The sequence below is a fragment of the Sphingomonas kyeonggiensis genome (assembly GCF_030812785.1).
Taxonomy (GTDB): domain Bacteria; phylum Pseudomonadota; class Alphaproteobacteria; order Sphingomonadales; family Sphingomonadaceae; genus Sphingomonas; species Sphingomonas kyeonggiensis_B.
Window position 1 is genome coordinate 1,732,525 of sequence record NZ_JAUSTJ010000001.1, and the last position, 15,677, is coordinate 1,748,201.

Here is a 15,677-nt window from a genome sequence, read left to right on the forward strand (position 1 = left end):
GTGGTCTCAGGCCACTTCGACGACGCGCATTGCCGGCGCGGCGCTGCGATATTGGTGGAGCGGCTTGCCCTGTTCGGCAAGGGAACGCAGCAGTGGGGAGGGGGTGTGCCCCATTTCCTCCAGCGCATCGGCGATCTTCGCCAGCCCCACGCCGTCCGCCCAGAACAGCGGGCCGCCGGTGAATACCGGCCAGCCATAGCCATAGACCAGCGCGACATCGACATCGGAGGCGCGGATCGCCACGCCTTCCTCGAGGATCCTCGCGCCTTCGTTGACCACCGGGTAGAGCAGGTGCGCGACGATCTCCTCGTCGCTGAACGGGCGCTGCGCCACGCCGGTCCGGGCTGCGAAGTCGCGGATCACCTGCTCCGCGACCGGCGAGGGCGCGGCCCGACGCTTCTCGTCATAATCATAATAGCCGCCGCCCTTCTTCTGCCCCCAGCGGCCCATCTCGCACAGTATCTCGACCACGCTCGACGAGCTGCTCGTCGTCGCATCCCAGCCGATCACGTCGAGCCCGACCAGGTCGAGCATCGCGAACGGCCCCATCGGAAAGCCATAGTCGAGCATCACCCGGTCCACCTCCCAGGGCAGCGGCCCTTCGAGGACGAGCGCCTGGGCGGCGGCCATGCGCGGTGCCATCATCCGGTTGGCGATGAAGCCGTCGCACACCCGGCTCAGCACCGCGACCTTGCCGATCCTGCGGCCGATCGCCATCGCCGCGGCGACCACTTGCGGGTCGGTCTCGGCCCCGCGCACTACCTCCAGCAGCTTCATCACATTGGCCGGCGAGAAGAAGTGCATGCCGACCACGCTTTCGGGGCGCTCGGTCGCGCCGGCGATCGCATCGACGTCGAGGAAGGACGTGTTGGTGGCGAGGATCGCGTCCGCCTTGGCCACCTTGTCGAGCCGCGCGAATATCTCCTGCTTGAGCGACAGCTTCTCGAACACCGCTTCGATCACCAGATCGACGTCACCGAGCGCCTCGAACTCCAGGCTCGGGGTGAGCAGGGCCATGCGCTGCTCCAGCTGCTCCGCCGTCATCCGCCCCTTGTCGACCGTGACCTGATAGTTGCGTCGGATCGTCGCCACCCCGCGGTCGAGCGCTTCCTGTGCCTGCTCGACGATCGTCACCGGCAGTCCGACATTGAGGAAGTTCATCGCGATGCCGCCGCCCATCGTGCCCGCGCCGATCACGCCGACTCGCTTTACCGGGATCTCGGGCAGGTCGGCGGCCAGGTCGGGCACCTTGGCGGTCTGACGCTCGGCGAAGAAGAAATAGCGCTGCGCGGCGGCTTCGCGGCTGCGGAACAGCTCCCAGAACAATTCGGCCTCGCGCTTCATGCCTGCGTCGAAAGGCAGTGTGACTGCCGCCTCGACGGCCTTGATGATGTTCTCCGGCGCCTTGAACCCCTTGAAGGCGCGGGCGTGCCTGGCGCGGAAGGCATCGAACAGCGCCGGGTCCTGGTTCGCGATCCTGTCGGCCCGGTCGCGGATGCGGGTGCGCGGGGCATCGAGTTTGCCCTTGAGGAAGGCGGCAGCATCGGCATGCAGCGCGTCTTCGCGGGTGATCGCATCGACCAGCCCCATCGCCAGCGCGTCCCTTGCGCGCACCGGCTTGCCGATCGCCATCATTTCCAGTGCCGCCTCGGCGCCGACCACGCGCGGCAGGCGCTGGGTACCGCCGGCACCAGGCAGCAGGCCGAGCGCGACTTCGGGCAGGCCAAGCTTCGCGGAGGGCGTGGTAACGCGGTAGTCGCACACCAGGGCCGTCTCCAGCCCGCCGCCCAGCGCGGTGCCATGGATCGCCGCGACTACCGGCTTGGGCGAGGCTTCGATCAGCGCGAGCACGTCGTGCAGCGGTGCCCCCGTCGGTGCCTTGTCGAACTCGCTGATGTCGGCGCCCGCGATGAAGGTGCGGCCTGTGCAGATCAACACGATGCCCTTCACCGCGTCATCCTCGATCGCCGTGCGGAAGCCCTGGTCGAGCCCGTCGCGCACTGCTGCAGACAGAGCGTTCACCGGTGGAGAGTCGAGCGTGAGCGTCGCGATCCCGTCCACGATACCGAGCCGGGCGACCGAATTTATCTGCATGACTAAATTTCCTCTCGCGCTTTGTTTCTTTCGCATTTATTCGGATAATTAAATCGAGAAACAACTAGCGGAGTGGATGGGCGTGGGCAACGGGGAACGCGATCTCGAAGGGCGCGTGACGCTGGTGACGGGTGCGTCCTCGGGGCTGGGTGCCCGTTTCGCCCGCGTCCTGGCCGCGCGCGGCGCCCGGCTGGTGCTGGCCGCCCGCCGCGAATCGCTGCTCGCCGACGTGCGCGACTCGATCGAGGCGGCAGGGGGCCAGGCGCTCGGCGTGGCGATGGACGTGACCGACGAAGCCTCGGTCCGGGCGGCATATGACAAGGCGGAAAACGCCTTCGGCCCGGTCGACACCCTGATCGCCAATGCCGGGATGAACATGGAAGGCCCGGCGCTCGACCTCGATATCGCAGCATTCGACCAAGTGATGGCGGTCAATGTCCGCGGCGTGTTCCTCACCGTGCGCGAGGGCGCGCGGCGGATGATCGCGGCGGAGGCGGACGGGCGGATTGTCATCGTCTCCTCGATCACCGCGCAGTCCGTGTCGCCAGGCCTCGCTGCGTACAGCGCTTCCAAGGCGGCAGTGCTTCAGCTCGGCCGGGTGCTGGCGCGCGACTGGGCGAACAAGGGCGTCAACCTCAACATCCTCTGCCCCGGCTATATCGAGACCGATCTCAACGCCGAATGGTTCGGCACCGAGGGCGGGCACAGGCAGATCGCCAAATGGCCCCGCCGCCGGCTGATGGACGGCGACGCGCTCGACGGGGCCGTCGCGTATCTGTGCGGCCCGGCGAGCCGCTTCGTCACCGGATCGGTGGTCACCGTCGATGACGGCCAGTCGCTCTGAAGGAGAATAGCGCATGATCCGCACCCGTTTCACCGAGGCCTTCGGCGTCGAGCATCCGATCGTGCAGGGCGGGATGATGTGGGTCGGCACGGCCGAGCTCGTCGCCCCCGTCGCCGACGCTGGCGCGCTCGGCTTCCTAACCGCACTCACCCAGCCCACGCCTGAGGCGCTGGTCAGGGAGATCGCCCGTGTCCGCGAACGCACCGACAAGGTGTTCGGCGTGAACCTGACGATCCTCCCCTCGATCAACCCGCCGCCCTATGCCGAATATCGCCGCGCGATAATCGAGAGCGGTATCCCCATCGTCGAGACCGCCGGCTACAAGCCGCAGGAGCATGTCGACGACTTCAAGGCCGCCGGCATCAAGGTCATCCACAAATGCACCGCCGTCCGCCACGCGCTCTCCGCGGAACGGATGGGGGTGGACGCGATCTCGATCGACGGCTTCGAATGCGCCGGCCATCCCGGCGAGGACGACATACCCGGCCTGATCCTGATCCCCGCTGCCGCCGACAAGGTGAAGGTGCCGATCCTCGCCAGCGGCGGCTTCGGCGACGGCCGCGGGCTCGCTGCGGCGCTGGCGCTCGGCGCCGACGGCATCAACATGGGCACCCGCTTCTGCGCCACGCGCGAGGCGCCGATCCACGACAATTTCAAGGCCGCGATGGTCGCCAATGACGAGCGCGCGACCGAGCTGATCTTCCGCTCCTACCGCAACACTGCCCGTGTCGCCCGCAACCGGATCGCCGAACAGGTCGTTGCGATCGAGCGCGAGGGCCGCCCGTTCGAGGATGTCGCCGCGCTGGTTAAGGGTGCCCGCGGCCGCGAGGGGCTAACGAGCGGCGACACCGATCACGGCATCTGGACCGCCGGCATGGTCCAGGGCCTGATCCACGACGTGCCCAGTGTCCGCGAACTGGTCGAGCGCATCGTCGAGGATGCCGAGGCGATCATCGCCCGCCGGCTTGCGGCAATGCTGCAGCCCGAGCCTGTGGCAGCCTGAAGGAACCGCGCATGGACATGAACTGGACCCAGGCCGAGCTCGCCTTCCGCGACGAGGTGCGCGCCTTCCTCGCCGACAAGCTCACCCCCGAGATCCGCCGGGCCGGCACGCTGGCGACGAGCGTCTACCCGGATCACGAGGCCAGCATGGCCTGGCAGCATATCCTCCACGAACGTGGCTGGGCCGCGCCCCATTGGCCGGTCGAGCATGGCGGCTGCGACTGGAGCGTCGCTCAGCACTATATCTTCAACCGCGAGCGCATCGCGGCGGGAGCGCCTTCGCTCTCGCCGATGGGCATCCACATGGTCGCGCACGTCATCATCCGCTTCGGCACCCCCGAGCAGAAGGCATATTTCCTCCCCCGCATCCTCACTGGCGAAGTCTTCTTCTGCCAGGGCTATTCCGAGCCCGGCGCCGGCTCCGACCTCGCCTCGCTCCAGATGCGCGCCGAGCCCGACGGCGACGACTTTGTCCTCAACGGCTCGAAGATCTGGACCACCCATGCGACCGAGGCGAACTGGATCTTCTGCCTGGTCCGCACCGCGAAGCTGGGCCGACCGCAACAGGGCATCACCTTCCTGCTCGTGCCGATGGACCTGCCCGGCATCGAGGTCCGCCCGATCCTGATGACCTCGGGCGAGCATGTGCAGAACCAGATCTTCTTCGACAATGTCCGCGCCCCGCGCGCGAACGTGCTGGGCGAGGTCGATGCCGGCTGGTCGGTGGCGAAGTATCTGCTCGAGTTCGAGCGCGGCGGCTCCTATGCGCCGGCATTGCAGGTGCGGGTGGGCGAGATCGACGCGTCGGTCCGGGACCGGCTCGACGACCCGCTCTTCGCCACCCGCCTCGCCGAGCTGCGCATCCGCATCGACGTGCTCGAGATGATGGAGCTGCGCCTGCTCTCGGCGAGCGAAGGCGCCAGTGTCGGCGTGCTCGCCTCGATGATGAAGATCCTCGGCACCGAGCTGGCCCAGGATCTGGCGGCGCTGCATCTCGAAGCGGCGGGGGCGGAGGGGCTGGCCTATCAGCCGCACGCGGTGATGCCGGGCGGCGCGGTGCCGGCCCATGCCGCACCGGCGGACGGCTATGCGGCGGGCGCGCCGTGGCAGGCACTGGCGCCTTTGCGCTACCTCAACGAGCGGGCGGGCTCGATCTACGCCGGATCGAACGAAATCCAGCGCAACATCCTGGCGAAAGCCGTGCTGGGACTATAGCCGCCCCAAGCCGTCATCCCGGCGAAAGCCGGGATCTCGTGCGGCTCTTGTTCTGCCGCCCGCGCCTTCGCCTGAGATCCCGGCTTTCGCCGGGATGACGGTTGAAGAACTACGCCGCCCGCATCAGCGCCGCGTAGCGCGTCACCTGCGCATCGGTGCTGCCGAAGCTCTGCGCGATCACCGTCGCCCGCTTGAAATAATGGCCGACCGCCAGCTCGTCGGTCATCCCCATCGCGCCGTGGAGCTGCACCGCATTCTCGCCGATGAAGCGTGCCGCCTTGCCGATCGTCGCCTTGGCCGCCGCGCCCGCGCGGGCGCGCGTCTCGGGCTGGGCGGAGAGGTTGAGCGTGGCGAGATGGCTCGCCGAAACCGCCTGCTCCAGCGCCAGGAACATGTCGACCATCCGGTGCTGCAGCGCCTGGAAGCTCGCCAGCGGCTGCCCGAACTGGCGGCGCTGCTTGGCGAACGCCACCGTGTCGTCGAGCATCCGGCGCAGCACGCCCACCGCCTCGGCGCAGAGCGCGGCGCGGGCGGTGTCGAGCACCGTCTCGATCAACGGGCCGGCGGTACCCGGCGTGCCGAGCAGGGTTTCGGCGGGAAGATGCACGTCGATGTCGAGATCGGCGGCCGGGCGGTCGTCGATCAGCTGGTAGCCGTGCAGGGTGATGCCGGGTGTGCCGGCTTCGACCAGGAACAGCGACGGACCATCGCCCCAAGTACGCGCTGCGAGGATCAGGTGGCTGGCCCCCGGCGCGGCGATGACAACCGGCGCCCGACCGGCAAGGCGCCAGCCGCCCGGCGCCGGTTCGGCGGCGAGTGCGGCGGGCTCCAGCGACGCCGCGATACGGACGGCGCCGCTGGCGATTCCGGAGAGCAACTTGGAATCATGCGCCTGGAGCAGCGCGCCGCCGATCACGACCGTCTCGAGAAAGGGCTCGGCGACCAGTGCTTCGCCCAGCGCCTCCATCACCACCATCGTCTCGACCGGCCCGCCCCCGAGCCCGCCCGCCACCTCGGGCAGCAGCACGGCGAGGATACCGAGATCGGCCAGACCCTGCCACAGCATCCTGTCCTGCCCGCGCCCAGCATTCACCCGGGCGCGCCGTGTCTCGAAGTCATATTGTTCGCGCAGATAGCGTTGCAGCATATCGCGCAGCATCGTCTGGTCTTCGGAAAGGTCGAAATTCACCGGCGGTCCTCCACCGGTAAAGCCTTGGCGAAGCAGGCGGATGCGACAACTGCGAGAAGTGCTAGGGCGTATCGACTTCAGCTGTTTCAGTTCCCCGGCGAAAGCCGCGGCCCAGGGTTTCTCTGCTACCCTGTGCCCCGGTTTTCGCCTGGGAGCAGAGAACGTGGAACGTCGATAAGTTGCAGGGATGGTGACGGACAGGAGGCTGGGTTACCCTCCGGCGATGACACCCGAAGCACTGAATGCGCTGGAAGCGCTCGAGCAGGCCGCGTCTGCCGGCCCCTGGCATGTCCGGCGGCTGGATGACGAAGACTGCATGGGCGGTCTTGCCATTTCCACGCATCCCGACACCGGGCGCGGCGAGAGCATGCGATCGGGAGAATGGCGTGGGGAGGAGATGGTGGCCGCCTGCCTGATTCAGGCCCCGCCCTATGTCGTTCCTGCGGACGACAGGTTCGAGGAGAATGCGGCGCTGATCGCAACCATGCGCAATGTACTTCCCGAACTCATCCGGTTGGCGCGGCTGGGTTTGCAGGCCTGAGCCAATCGTCACCGCGCGCTGACGAAGCCCAGCCCTGCCGCGATCTGGATCGCCTGCGCCCGCCCCGTGCTGCCCAGCTTCGACCCCGCATTGCGCAGGTGGAAGCGCACCGTGGAGGTGGAGAGCGACAGGATGATGCCGATCTCGCCGTCGGTCTTGCCCGCCGCCGCCCAGCGCAGGCACTGGACCTCACGCCTTGTCAGCACCATCGGCGCCGCGGGCGCGCGCAGGCGGGACGAGGCCTCGGCATGGCTGGCGACCAGCTTGAGCGCCAGCCCCTGCAGCCGCACCGCATGCTTCGCGAACACCGTCTCGACCGCGACTGGCTCACGCGCTGCCCATACCACCGCGCCGACGATCGCGCGGGGCAGGTGGACCGGCGCGATGATCGCCGCGGCAATGCCGGTGGTCGCGGTCACCTGCCGGCAGTCGATCGCGTCGAGCAGCGCGCTGGTCCGCCAGGTGGCGAGCGTTCCGCCCGCATAGAAGCACGGCTCCGCCATCACCCGCGCTGCCTGGAGGAAAGGGGCGTGCAGCGCGAGGCGGCGATTGTGCCAATAATGGTCGGTCGGATCGAGCCACTGGAAATGCGTCTCGGCATAGGGGCGGCCATCGGCATCGCGCATCGGCTCGGGATCGGCGATGTCGCCCTGCGCCGCGACGAAGGGCAGACCGATCTCGATCCCCGCCTCGCGCACTGCCTCGATCAGCGAATTGGTCTCCGCCCACGCCCGGTCGCGCTCGATCGCCATGCCTCTCTCCCGAAACCCTGTGACGGGCACCAGCTTGATCTGTTCTGCCGGCAGGCGATGGTCTGCAGCAAATGAACGGGCTCCGAAAGCCGGAAAACGGAGCGAAATGGGAGAGTTGGATGACGCGGTTTCGTTTGGGATCGGCGATCCCCTTCCTGTTGCTTGTGGCCGGCTGCGACTGGGGTTCGAGCGTCGATCTGCGCAATGAATCCGGGGCGGTCGTGGCGGAGCAGATCCGTAGGGTCGCGGCCGGCGGCGACTTCGCCCAGCCCGGGCGCTGGGAAACGAAGATCACCCTCAATCAGGTCGATGCGCCCGGCATGCCCGCGGCGTTCACCGAGAAGCTCAAGGCGCAGATGCGCCAGCCCCAGACCGCCGCCAGCTGCCTCACTGCCGAGGATGTGAAGAAGGGCGCCTTCTATGTCGGCGAGGAGAACCAGGCGTGTCGTTACGAGCGTTTCGCGATGGGGAAGGGCCGGATCGACGGAGTGCTGCGCTGCACGGACCAGATGGGCACCCGCTCGATGGCGATGTCGGGCAGCTATGGCCGCGACACCTACAAGCTCGTCGTCACCACGGACAGCCAGAGCGCGCAGCAGGCGGGCGCGGCGGGCAAGGTCTCGGTGACGATGACGATGGACGCGCGGCGTTCGGGGCAGTGCCTGGGGACGGAAGGAAGGCCGCTGACGCGGTTGTAGGGCGTCGCGACGCAGGCGCCGCTGGGCCTAGCTGCTCCTCGGCGAATATCTCGTCACCCCGGCCTTGTGCCGGGGTCCACCAAGCCGCAAGCAACGCTGCAAGAGCCTCTTGTCCAGCCAATGCCTCCCAGTGGACCCCGGCACAAGGCCGGGGTGACGGTAAGGGGAGTCCCCCAACAACCTGCCACGTTCGCCAGCTTGCCGCCCGCGCACCCCCGCAGCATTTTCCGATCAAATGCCGGCACAGCGGCCCGTCCGCACGATGCCCGGCGACATGGGAGAGGTGCGATGGCCAACTGGACTGCCCTGCTCGCGAGCGCTGCGATACCGCTCGCGCTCGCCCCCGCCGCGCTGGCACAGACCCAGCCGCTGCTCGACGAAGCCGCGATCCGCTCGCCGCTGGCCGCAGGCTGCAACGGCAAGTCGGACGCGACGCCGCTGCCGGTCGATCCGCGCACGCTGATCACCCCCAGCGTGAACAGCAATCCCAACGGCGCGGTCCGCTTCAATTCCTTCTTCACCGATCTGCACAATCCGCCGGCGCCTTATGTGAAGCGCCTGCCGTCGCGCCCCACCACCTGCGGCGCCTGGCGCGCCAGCGTCGCGCGGGGCCGGCAGAACCTCGAGACGCGCCAATATTTCCTGCCCTTCTCGCTCGCCCAGGACTATGACCGGCTCTGGGCGGTCTGGGGCCTCAGCGCCAAGCCCGCCGACTTCAACGAGCAGGTCGAGAAGCGCTACGGCTTCTATCCCGCGCCGTTCCGCAATCCCTATCCGCTGCCCGGCGAGAACCCGAACACCACCAATGGCGGCTCGGGCCAGCTCCCGCTCGGCCTGGTCCAGGGCAAGGGCGACGACGGCAAATGGACGAGCACGATCACTGCCTCCTGCTCGGCCTGCCACGATTCGCGGCTGGGCACGACGAACGAGGCGGGCTTCAGCTGGGGGCTGGCCAACAGCGCCAATGACGCGGGCCTGCTCGCCTCGGACCTGTTCCGCACCAGCCCGGTCACCTGGCTCGGCCTCGCGCTGCCGATCCCGTGGAGCGACGGGCGCGGTTCTAGCGACGCGATCGGCCTGATCACGCTGCTGCCGGCCCTGTTCGACATGGACACGCTGCAGCTGGCGCCGAGCCTGCTCGAATATACGCCCGACACCCCGGCGGGCGGCATGACCAAGGCACCCAACTGGTTCAACCGCGCCTTCAAGACGCGGCAATTCTGGGACGGCTCGCTCACCTCGGACAATGTCCATTCGGAGATGGCGTTCGGCGTCGCCTCGATCACCCGCGACGCGTCGGGCCGCCGCGCGCTCGATACCGAGTTCGAGGACATCAACAATTTCCTGCTCTCGCTGTCGGCGCCCAAATATCCGGGCACGATCGACCGGCCGCTCGCCGAGCAGGGCGCGGTGGTGTTCCATGAGCGCGACCTCTGGGCGAACGGGGCCAATGTCGAGATCCCGCGCCAGCCGGGTAACGGCTCCTGCGCGAGCTGCCACGGCGTCTATTCGCCGCGCTATGCCAGCGACACCGCTTATCTGCCCGATCCGCGGCTCAAGGGCCTGCCGGGCAACGTCACGCCGATCGCGACGATCCAGACCGATCCGCGCCGCTTCAACCTGTTCGCCGATCCGCGCCAGCGCCGGGCGTGGAACAGCAGCTGGTGGGCGTACAACTCGCTCAGCCCGAGCTGGTATGGCTATCCGGTCGAATCGCTGCTCGCGAGCTCGATCCGCCGGGTCTATCGCGCGGTCTATGACAATGGCGGGCCGATCTATTCGCCGCTCGGGCCGAACGAATGGGTCGAGCCCAAGGGCTATGTCTCGCCGCCGCTCTATGGCGCCTGGGCGTCGGGCCCGTTCCTCCACAATGGCAGCGTCCCGGACATCTGGGGCGTGCTCAAGCCGTCGGACCGCCCGGCGATCTGGAAGCGGCCCTATTCGGCGGCCGGCATCGGCGGCAAGAACCAGGGCTATGACTATAGCTACGCGTCGTACGATTTCGCCAAGCTCGGCTGGAAGTACGAGACGCTGAACTGCAACGCCCAGTCGGCGCCGACCTATCTGCCCTGCGCCAACGGCATGGCGACGCCGGACCGCTTCTATTCGGCCTTCTCCAACGCGGTCGGACCCTATTTGAACCTGGCCTACCAGACGCCGCCGCCGATCACCGACGCGCAGATCCGCTCGCGCATGACGTTCAACAGCAACCTCTATGGCGACGGCAATGGCGGCCACACCTTCACCCAGTCGCTTACCGACGCCGAACGGCTGGCGCTGATCGAGTATCTGAAGACGCTGTGAGATGGTGGGGCTGCGAGGGCAGCCTCTAATCGTCATCCCCGCGAAGGCGGGGATGACGGTATTAGCCGAGAGCAGGTTCCTGGGTCGCTTCCCAATACCGATCCCGCAACAGCCGCTTGTACAGCTTCCCCGTCGGATGCCGCGGCAGTTCCTCGATAAAGTCGATCCGCCGCGGCTGCTTCACCCGCGAGAGCTGCGGTGCCAGCCACTCGGCCAGTTCCTCGGCCAGCGCAGGCGAAGGCGTGACGCCTTCCGCCGGCTGCACCACCGCCACCACCTGCTCGCCCATATCGGCATGCGGCGCCCCGATCACTGCGACGTCCGCCACCTTGGGGTGCAGCACGAGCAGATTCTCGATCTCCTGCGGATAGATGTTCACGCCGCCCGAGATGATCATGAAGCTCTTGCGGTCGGTGAGATAGAGATAGCCCTCGGCATCGACATGGCCGACATCGCCGAGCGTGGTCCAGCCATGCTTGTTGGCCGCCGCCTCGGTCTTCCCGGGGTCGTTGTGATAGTGGAAGCCCGGCCCGCCTTCGAAATGGACGAGACCCGTCTCGCCTGGCGCCAGCGGCTCGCCTTCCTCGTCGCAGATCCGGATCGTGCCCAGCACCGCCCGGCCCACCGAGCCCGGATGCGTCAGCCAGTCCCTGGCGCCGATCATCGTCAGGCCATTGCCCTCGGTCCCGGCATAATATTCGAGCAGCACCGGCCCCCACCAGTCGATCATCGCCTGCTTTACCGGCACCGGGCAGGGTGCCGCGGCATGGATCGCCATGCGCAGCGAGGTCAGGTCGTGGCGGCTGCGCGCTTCCTCGGGCAGCTTGAGCATGCGGATGAAATGGGTGGGCACCCACTGCGCATGCGTCACCTTGTGCCGCTCGATCAGCGCCAGCGCGCGCTCGGGATCGAACTTGTCCATCACCACCACGGTACCGCCCAGCCGGTGCACCGCCATGCACCAGCGCAGGGGTGCCGCATGATAGAGCGGGGCGGGGGAGAGGTAGATCGTGTCGGCATCCACCGCGGCGTGCCGGGCGATGCCGACCATCGCATTGGGCATGGTGATGTCGGTCTCGGGCAGCTGCGGACGGATGCCCTTGGGCCGGCCGGTGGTGCCCGAGGAATAGAGCATGTCGGTGCCGGCGCGCTCGTCGGCGATGCGCGTCGTCGGCATCGCGCCGGCTTCGGCTTCCCAGCTCCGGAAGGGCGGCACGGCGCCGTCGAGCATGAACAGCGCGACATCGTCCAGCGCCACCTCCGTCGCCACCGCGCTCGCCACCGATGCCAGAGCCGACGAGGAGATTAGCGCCCGCGCGCCGCTGTCCTTGAGGATGAACGCGGCTTCGCTCGCCGTCAGCCGCGAGGAGACCGCGACGAAATACAGCCCCGCGCGCTGCGCGCCCCAGGCGATCTCGAGGAAGCGGAGATGATTCTCGAGCAGCACTGCCACCGCATCGCCCGGCTGGAACCCCAAGGCGCGGAACAGCTGGGCGGTCTGGTTCGAGCGCGCTTCGAGCTCGCCATAGCTCATGCTCTCGCCCGTCTCGGCCAGGATCAGCGCGGGTTTCCCCGGCGCGGTTTCGGCGTGGACGCAGGGATGCATTCGGCCCTTACTCCTCTCCTCGGGAGCGGCTCCGCTCTCCGATGCGCAGCATAGCCGAACCGGGGAAATGCGCTGCTATCGCTAGTGATAGTTCCGCGCGGAGGTGCGCACGGCGATACCGGGCAGGCGACCAGGGAGAGGAAGATGGCGCCAGACACGCCGGTGATATTGGGCATCGGGGAATCGATCGACCGCCCCTTTGCGATCAGTTCGGCGAAGGAGCCGCTGGCGCTGATGGCCGACGCCGCACGCGCCGCCGGGGATGATGCGGGCGGCGGGCTGCTCGCGCAGGTCGATGCGCTCGACGTGGTGAGCATCGTCAGCTGGCGCTATTCCGATGCTGCGGCGTCCTTGTGCGCGGAACTGGGGATCGCGCCGGCCTTGCGGACCAATCACGAAGTCGGCGGCGAATCGCCGGTCCGCCTGATCCACGAAGCGGCGCTGCGCATCGCGCGGGGCGAGAGCCGGGTCGCGTTGGTCTGCGGCGCCGAGGCGCAGCACAGCGCAGCAAGGGCCAAGCGCGAAGGCGAGATGCCGCCCTGGACGCCCTTCGCGAAGGACGCGCCCTCGCCCTTGCGCGGAGCGGATATCGTCCACCCGCTGGCGTTGCGCCACGGCCTGTCGACGCCCACCCAGGTCTATCCGCTCTTCGAGATGGCCAGCGCCGCCGCCTGGGGCCAGTCGCCGGCAGAAGCGCGGGCGGAGTCCGGGGCACTCTGGGCCCGCTACGCCACCGTCGCCGCCGCGAACCCCCGCGCGTGGATGCGCAAGGCCCCGCGTGCGGACGAGATCGTCACGCCCAGCGAGGCCAACCGGTTGATCGCCTGGCCCTATACCAAGCTGATGGTCGCCAATCCGGCGGTGAACCAGGGTGCCGCGGTGATCGTCACCAGCCTGGAAGTGGCGCGGGCAGCCGGCATTCCCGAGGACCGCATCGTCCATATCCTTGGCGGTGCAGCGGCGAGCGAGCCGCGCGATTTCCTTGCCCGCGACGGCTTTGCCGGCAGCCCGGCACAGGACGCGGTGCTCGCCGCAGCATCCGCGCTGGCGCCCCAGGGCTTCGACGCGCTCGAACTCTATTCCTGCTTTCCCTGCGTGCCGAAGATGGCACGACGCAGCCTCGGCCTCGGGCCGGACGTGCAACCGACCGTCACCGGCGGGCTCACCTTCTTCGGCGGGCCGCTCAGCAACTATATGCTGCACGCCGCCTGCGCGATGACGCGCGAATTACGCGGCGGCGGCACCGGGCTGCTCTACGGCCAGGGCGAGTTCGTCACCAAGCATCACGCGCTGGTGCTCTCCCGCGGACCCGGCGCACCGATCGCCCCGGACTATTCGGTCCAGGTTGCAGCCGACTTCCGGCGCGGACCGGTGCCCGATCTGGTGGAGCCCGAGCCCGGCCCGGCAACGCTCGAAAGCGCGACGATTCTCTATCAGCGCGACGGTTCGGTCGATCGCGGCGCGGTGGTGCTGCGCACCCTCGATGGCGCCCGAACCCTCGCCACCATTCCGGCCGAGGATGGCGAGACGCTCGCCCTGATCGCCGGCGATGCCCGCTTCCCGGTCGGCCTGATCGGCACGATCACCGAGCAAGGCGCGTGGAGCCCGAAATGACCGCCACTCTCTATCACTGCCGCGACGCGCGCTCGTTCCGGGTGCTCTGGATGCTCGAGGAACTGGAGGTCGAATACAGGCTCGAGCTGCTGCCCTTTCCCCCGCGCGACCGCGCGCCCGAGTATCTGGCGCTCAACCCGCTTGGCACGATCCCGCTCTTCCTCGAAGGCGATGCCCGGATGACCGAGTCCGCCGCGATCTGCCATTATCTGGCCACCACGCGCGGGGACGGGCGGTTTGCGGTGGGTCCGGGCGAGCCGGGCTATGCCGCCTATCTCGACGCGCTCTCCTTCGGCGAGGCGACGCTGACCTTCCCGCAGACCCTGGTGCTGCGCTACGCGATGTTCGAGCCGGAGGACCGGCGCCTGCCCCAGGTCGCCGACGATTACCGCCAATGGTACCTCGCCCGCCTGCGCGGCCTCGACGCGATGCTCGCCTCGGCCGATTATGTCGCGGGCGACCGGTTCACCGCGGCGGACATCTCGGTCGGCTATGCGCTGATGCTCGCCGAGTTCGTCCGGATCGGCGACGGCGGTTCGCCGCGCATCGCCGCCTATTGGGAGCGATTGCGCACCCGGCCTGCCTTTGCCCGCGCCAAGGCGGCCCAGTCATGAAAATGCTGGAGGGAATCCGTATCGTCGACATGACCACCATCGTCTTCGGCCCCTATGCGACGCAGATGCTCGCCGACATGGGCGCCGAGGTGATCAAGGTCGAAGCGCCGGGCGGCGACCAGACCCGCCAGTTCGGGCGATCCCGGGCTGCGGCGCGGCAGATGGGGCCGGTGCACTGCACGCTCAACCGCGGCAAGCGCGCCATCGCCCTCGACCTCAAGGTCGCCGAGGATGCCGAGACGATGCGCCGCCTGCTCGCCACGGCCGACGTGTTCATCCACAATGTCCGCGGCGAGGCGATGGAGCGGCTCGGCTTCGGCTATGCGGCGGTGCGCGGGCTGCGCGGCGACATCGTCTATGTCCATTGCCAGGGCTTCGGCTCGGGCGGGCCGTATGAGGGCCTCCAGGCCTATGACGATGTCATCCAGGCTGCGACCGGCACCGCCACGCTGCTACCCCGCGCCGACGGCAATCCCGCCCCGCGCTACCTGCCCTCGCTGATCGCTGACAAGGTTGCGGGGCTCTACGGCGCCCAGGCGGTGCTCGGTGCGCTGGTCCACCGGCTGCGCAGCGGGGAGGGGCAGTTCGTCGAGGTGCCGCTGTTCGAGAGCTTCGCGCATTTCATGCTGCAGGAGCATCTGTTCGGCGCCACCTTCGATCCGCCGCTCGAACCCGCCGGCTATCCGCGCCAGATCGATCCCAACCGCCAGCCTTTCCCGACTGCCGACGGCCATGTCAGCATCGTGCCCTACACCCCGGCGACGATCGCGAAGCTGTTCGAGTTGCTCGGCGCGACGGAGGTTTTCGAGGACCCGCGCTTCGCCACGCCGATGGACCGGCTGCGCAACATCAGCGCGCTCTATTGCGAGATCGCGCGCTACACCCCGGCGAAGACCAGCGCGGAGTGGGTGCGGATCCTCAACGCCGGCGGCGTGCCCTGCATGCCGGTCCGCGATCTCGATACGATCCGCGAAGATCCGCATCTTGCCGCGACGGGCTTCTTCCGGGCGCGGAGCCATCCGGAAGAGGGGGCGTATGTCGAGATGCCGCTCCCGATCCGCTTCGGCGCGCGGGCGGTGCCGGAAGGCGCGGTACCGCCGGGGATAGATGCGGACGGGGACGCGATAAGGCGCGAGTTGAAGCGATCCGCTCCCAATAGCCGTCATCCCCGCGAAGGCGGGGATCCAGGGTAACAGAGCGACGC

At 68.4% G+C, this 15,677-nt stretch carries 13 protein-coding genes; 9 read left to right on the forward strand and 4 right to left on the reverse strand.

Features of this window, described 5'->3' with window-relative positions; translation table 11 throughout:
* Window positions 1-6: 6 nt before the first annotated feature.
* Window positions 7-2,094: a 3-hydroxyacyl-CoA dehydrogenase NAD-binding domain-containing protein gene (locus J2W22_RS08510; RefSeq protein WP_307117791.1), complete on the reverse strand. Its 2,088-nt coding sequence runs from the start codon at window positions 2,092-2,094 to the stop codon at window positions 7-9.
* Between the two features lie 76 nt (window positions 2,095-2,170).
* Between J2W22_RS08510 and J2W22_RS08515 the strand changes: the two genes are divergently transcribed.
* From J2W22_RS08515 to J2W22_RS08525, 3 genes are read left to right on the forward strand one after another with little or no spacing between them, the layout of a single operon-like run.
* Window positions 2,171-2,938 carry an SDR family NAD(P)-dependent oxidoreductase gene (locus tag J2W22_RS08515; protein ID WP_373422951.1) on the forward strand — a complete coding sequence of 256 codons (768 nt, stop codon included), beginning with the start codon at window positions 2,171-2,173 and terminating at the stop codon, window positions 2,936-2,938.
* A 13-nt stretch (window positions 2,939-2,951) separates the two neighbouring features.
* A complete protein-coding gene (locus J2W22_RS08520) occupies window positions 2,952-3,941 on the forward strand; it encodes an NAD(P)H-dependent flavin oxidoreductase (protein WP_307117793.1) in 990 nt (329 codons plus the stop codon).
* An 11-nt stretch (window positions 3,942-3,952) separates the two neighbouring features.
* The gene (locus tag J2W22_RS08525) at window positions 3,953-5,155 is read left to right on the forward strand and encodes an acyl-CoA dehydrogenase family protein (RefSeq protein WP_307117794.1); all 1,203 of its coding nucleotides are present in this window, start codon (window positions 3,953-3,955) and stop codon (window positions 5,153-5,155) included.
* Between the two features lie 109 nt (window positions 5,156-5,264).
* On the opposite strand, the gene J2W22_RS08530 is transcribed toward J2W22_RS08525, so the two are convergent.
* Window positions 5,265-6,344, reverse strand: coding sequence for an acyl-CoA dehydrogenase family protein (locus J2W22_RS08530; protein ID WP_307117795.1), 1,080 nt, complete (start codon window positions 6,342-6,344; stop codon window positions 5,265-5,267).
* A gap of 223 nt (window positions 6,345-6,567) precedes the next feature.
* Between J2W22_RS08530 and J2W22_RS08535 the strand changes: the two genes are divergently transcribed.
* Window positions 6,568-6,885, forward strand: coding sequence for a hypothetical protein (locus J2W22_RS08535; protein WP_307117796.1), 318 nt, complete (start codon window positions 6,568-6,570; stop codon window positions 6,883-6,885).
* An 8-nt stretch (window positions 6,886-6,893) separates the two neighbouring features.
* On the opposite strand, the gene J2W22_RS08540 is transcribed toward J2W22_RS08535, so the two are convergent.
* Window positions 6,894-7,637: a helix-turn-helix transcriptional regulator gene (locus J2W22_RS08540; RefSeq protein ID WP_307117797.1), complete on the reverse strand. Its 744-nt coding sequence runs from the start codon at window positions 7,635-7,637 to the stop codon at window positions 6,894-6,896.
* A 119-nt stretch (window positions 7,638-7,756) separates the two neighbouring features.
* Here J2W22_RS08540 and J2W22_RS08545 point away from each other — a divergent pair, with 119 nt between their 5' ends.
* Both J2W22_RS08545 and roxA read left to right on the forward strand, forming a co-directional pair.
* On the forward strand, window positions 7,757-8,335 hold the full coding sequence (locus J2W22_RS08545; RefSeq protein ID WP_307117798.1) for a DUF3617 domain-containing protein: 579 nt from the start codon (window positions 7,757-7,759) through the stop codon (window positions 8,333-8,335).
* 288 nt (window positions 8,336-8,623) lie between these two features.
* Window positions 8,624-10,639, forward strand: coding sequence for a rubber dioxygenase RoxA (roxA, locus tag J2W22_RS08550; RefSeq protein ID WP_307117799.1), 2,016 nt, complete (start codon window positions 8,624-8,626; stop codon window positions 10,637-10,639).
* A gap of 61 nt (window positions 10,640-10,700) precedes the next feature.
* Here the strand turns inward: roxA and J2W22_RS08555 are convergent, their stop codons facing one another.
* Window positions 10,701-12,245, reverse strand: a complete 1,545-nt coding sequence (locus J2W22_RS08555) for an acyl-CoA synthetase (RefSeq protein WP_307117800.1) — start codon at window positions 12,243-12,245, stop codon at window positions 10,701-10,703.
* 144 nt (window positions 12,246-12,389) lie between these two features.
* Here J2W22_RS08555 and J2W22_RS08560 point away from each other — a divergent pair, with 144 nt between their 5' ends.
* From J2W22_RS08560 to J2W22_RS08570, 3 genes are read left to right on the forward strand one after another with little or no spacing between them, the layout of a single operon-like run.
* The gene (locus tag J2W22_RS08560) at window positions 12,390-13,859 is read left to right on the forward strand and encodes an acetyl-CoA acetyltransferase (protein ID WP_307117801.1); all 1,470 of its coding nucleotides are present in this window, start codon (window positions 12,390-12,392) and stop codon (window positions 13,857-13,859) included.
* Window positions 13,856-14,473 (forward strand): glutathione S-transferase family protein, encoded by a 618-nt coding sequence (locus J2W22_RS08565; protein ID WP_307117802.1) that lies wholly within the window; start codon window positions 13,856-13,858, stop codon window positions 14,471-14,473. Before J2W22_RS08560 ends, J2W22_RS08565 begins: the two co-directional genes overlap by 4 nt.
* Window positions 14,470-15,666 carry a CaiB/BaiF CoA transferase family protein gene (locus tag J2W22_RS08570; protein ID WP_307117803.1) on the forward strand — a complete coding sequence of 399 codons (1,197 nt, stop codon included), beginning with the start codon at window positions 14,470-14,472 and terminating at the stop codon, window positions 15,664-15,666. Before J2W22_RS08565 ends, J2W22_RS08570 begins: the two co-directional genes overlap by 4 nt.
* Window positions 15,667-15,677 lie beyond the last annotated feature (11 nt).

What these genes read in the sequence shown, in the direction of transcription:
- J2W22_RS08510 (WP_307117791.1), bottom strand. Translation starts at nt 2,094, where the DNA reads ATGCAGATAAATTCGGTCGCCCGGCTCGGTATCGTGGACGGGATCGCG.
- J2W22_RS08515 (WP_373422951.1), top strand. Translation starts at nt 2,171, where the DNA reads ATGGGCGTGGGCAACGGGGAACGCGATCTCGAAGGGCGCGTGACGCTG.
- J2W22_RS08520 (WP_307117793.1), top strand. Translation starts at nt 2,952, where the DNA reads ATGATCCGCACCCGTTTCACCGAGGCCTTCGGCGTCGAGCATCCGATC.
- J2W22_RS08525 (WP_307117794.1), top strand. Translation starts at nt 3,953, where the DNA reads ATGGACATGAACTGGACCCAGGCCGAGCTCGCCTTCCGCGACGAGGTG.
- J2W22_RS08535 (WP_307117796.1), top strand. Translation starts at nt 6,568, where the DNA reads ATGACACCCGAAGCACTGAATGCGCTGGAAGCGCTCGAGCAGGCCGCG.
- J2W22_RS08540 (WP_307117797.1), bottom strand. Translation starts at nt 7,637, where the DNA reads ATGGCGATCGAGCGCGACCGGGCGTGGGCGGAGACCAATTCGCTGATC.
- J2W22_RS08545 (WP_307117798.1), top strand. Translation starts at nt 7,757, where the DNA reads ATGACGCGGTTTCGTTTGGGATCGGCGATCCCCTTCCTGTTGCTTGTG.
- roxA (WP_307117799.1), top strand. Translation starts at nt 8,624, where the DNA reads ATGGCCAACTGGACTGCCCTGCTCGCGAGCGCTGCGATACCGCTCGCG.
- J2W22_RS08555 (WP_307117800.1), bottom strand. Translation starts at nt 12,245, where the DNA reads ATGCATCCCTGCGTCCACGCCGAAACCGCGCCGGGGAAACCCGCGCTG.
- J2W22_RS08560 (WP_307117801.1), top strand. Translation starts at nt 12,390, where the DNA reads ATGGCGCCAGACACGCCGGTGATATTGGGCATCGGGGAATCGATCGAC.
- J2W22_RS08565 (WP_307117802.1), top strand. Translation starts at nt 13,856, where the DNA reads ATGACCGCCACTCTCTATCACTGCCGCGACGCGCGCTCGTTCCGGGTG.
- J2W22_RS08570 (WP_307117803.1), top strand. Translation starts at nt 14,470, where the DNA reads ATGAAAATGCTGGAGGGAATCCGTATCGTCGACATGACCACCATCGTC.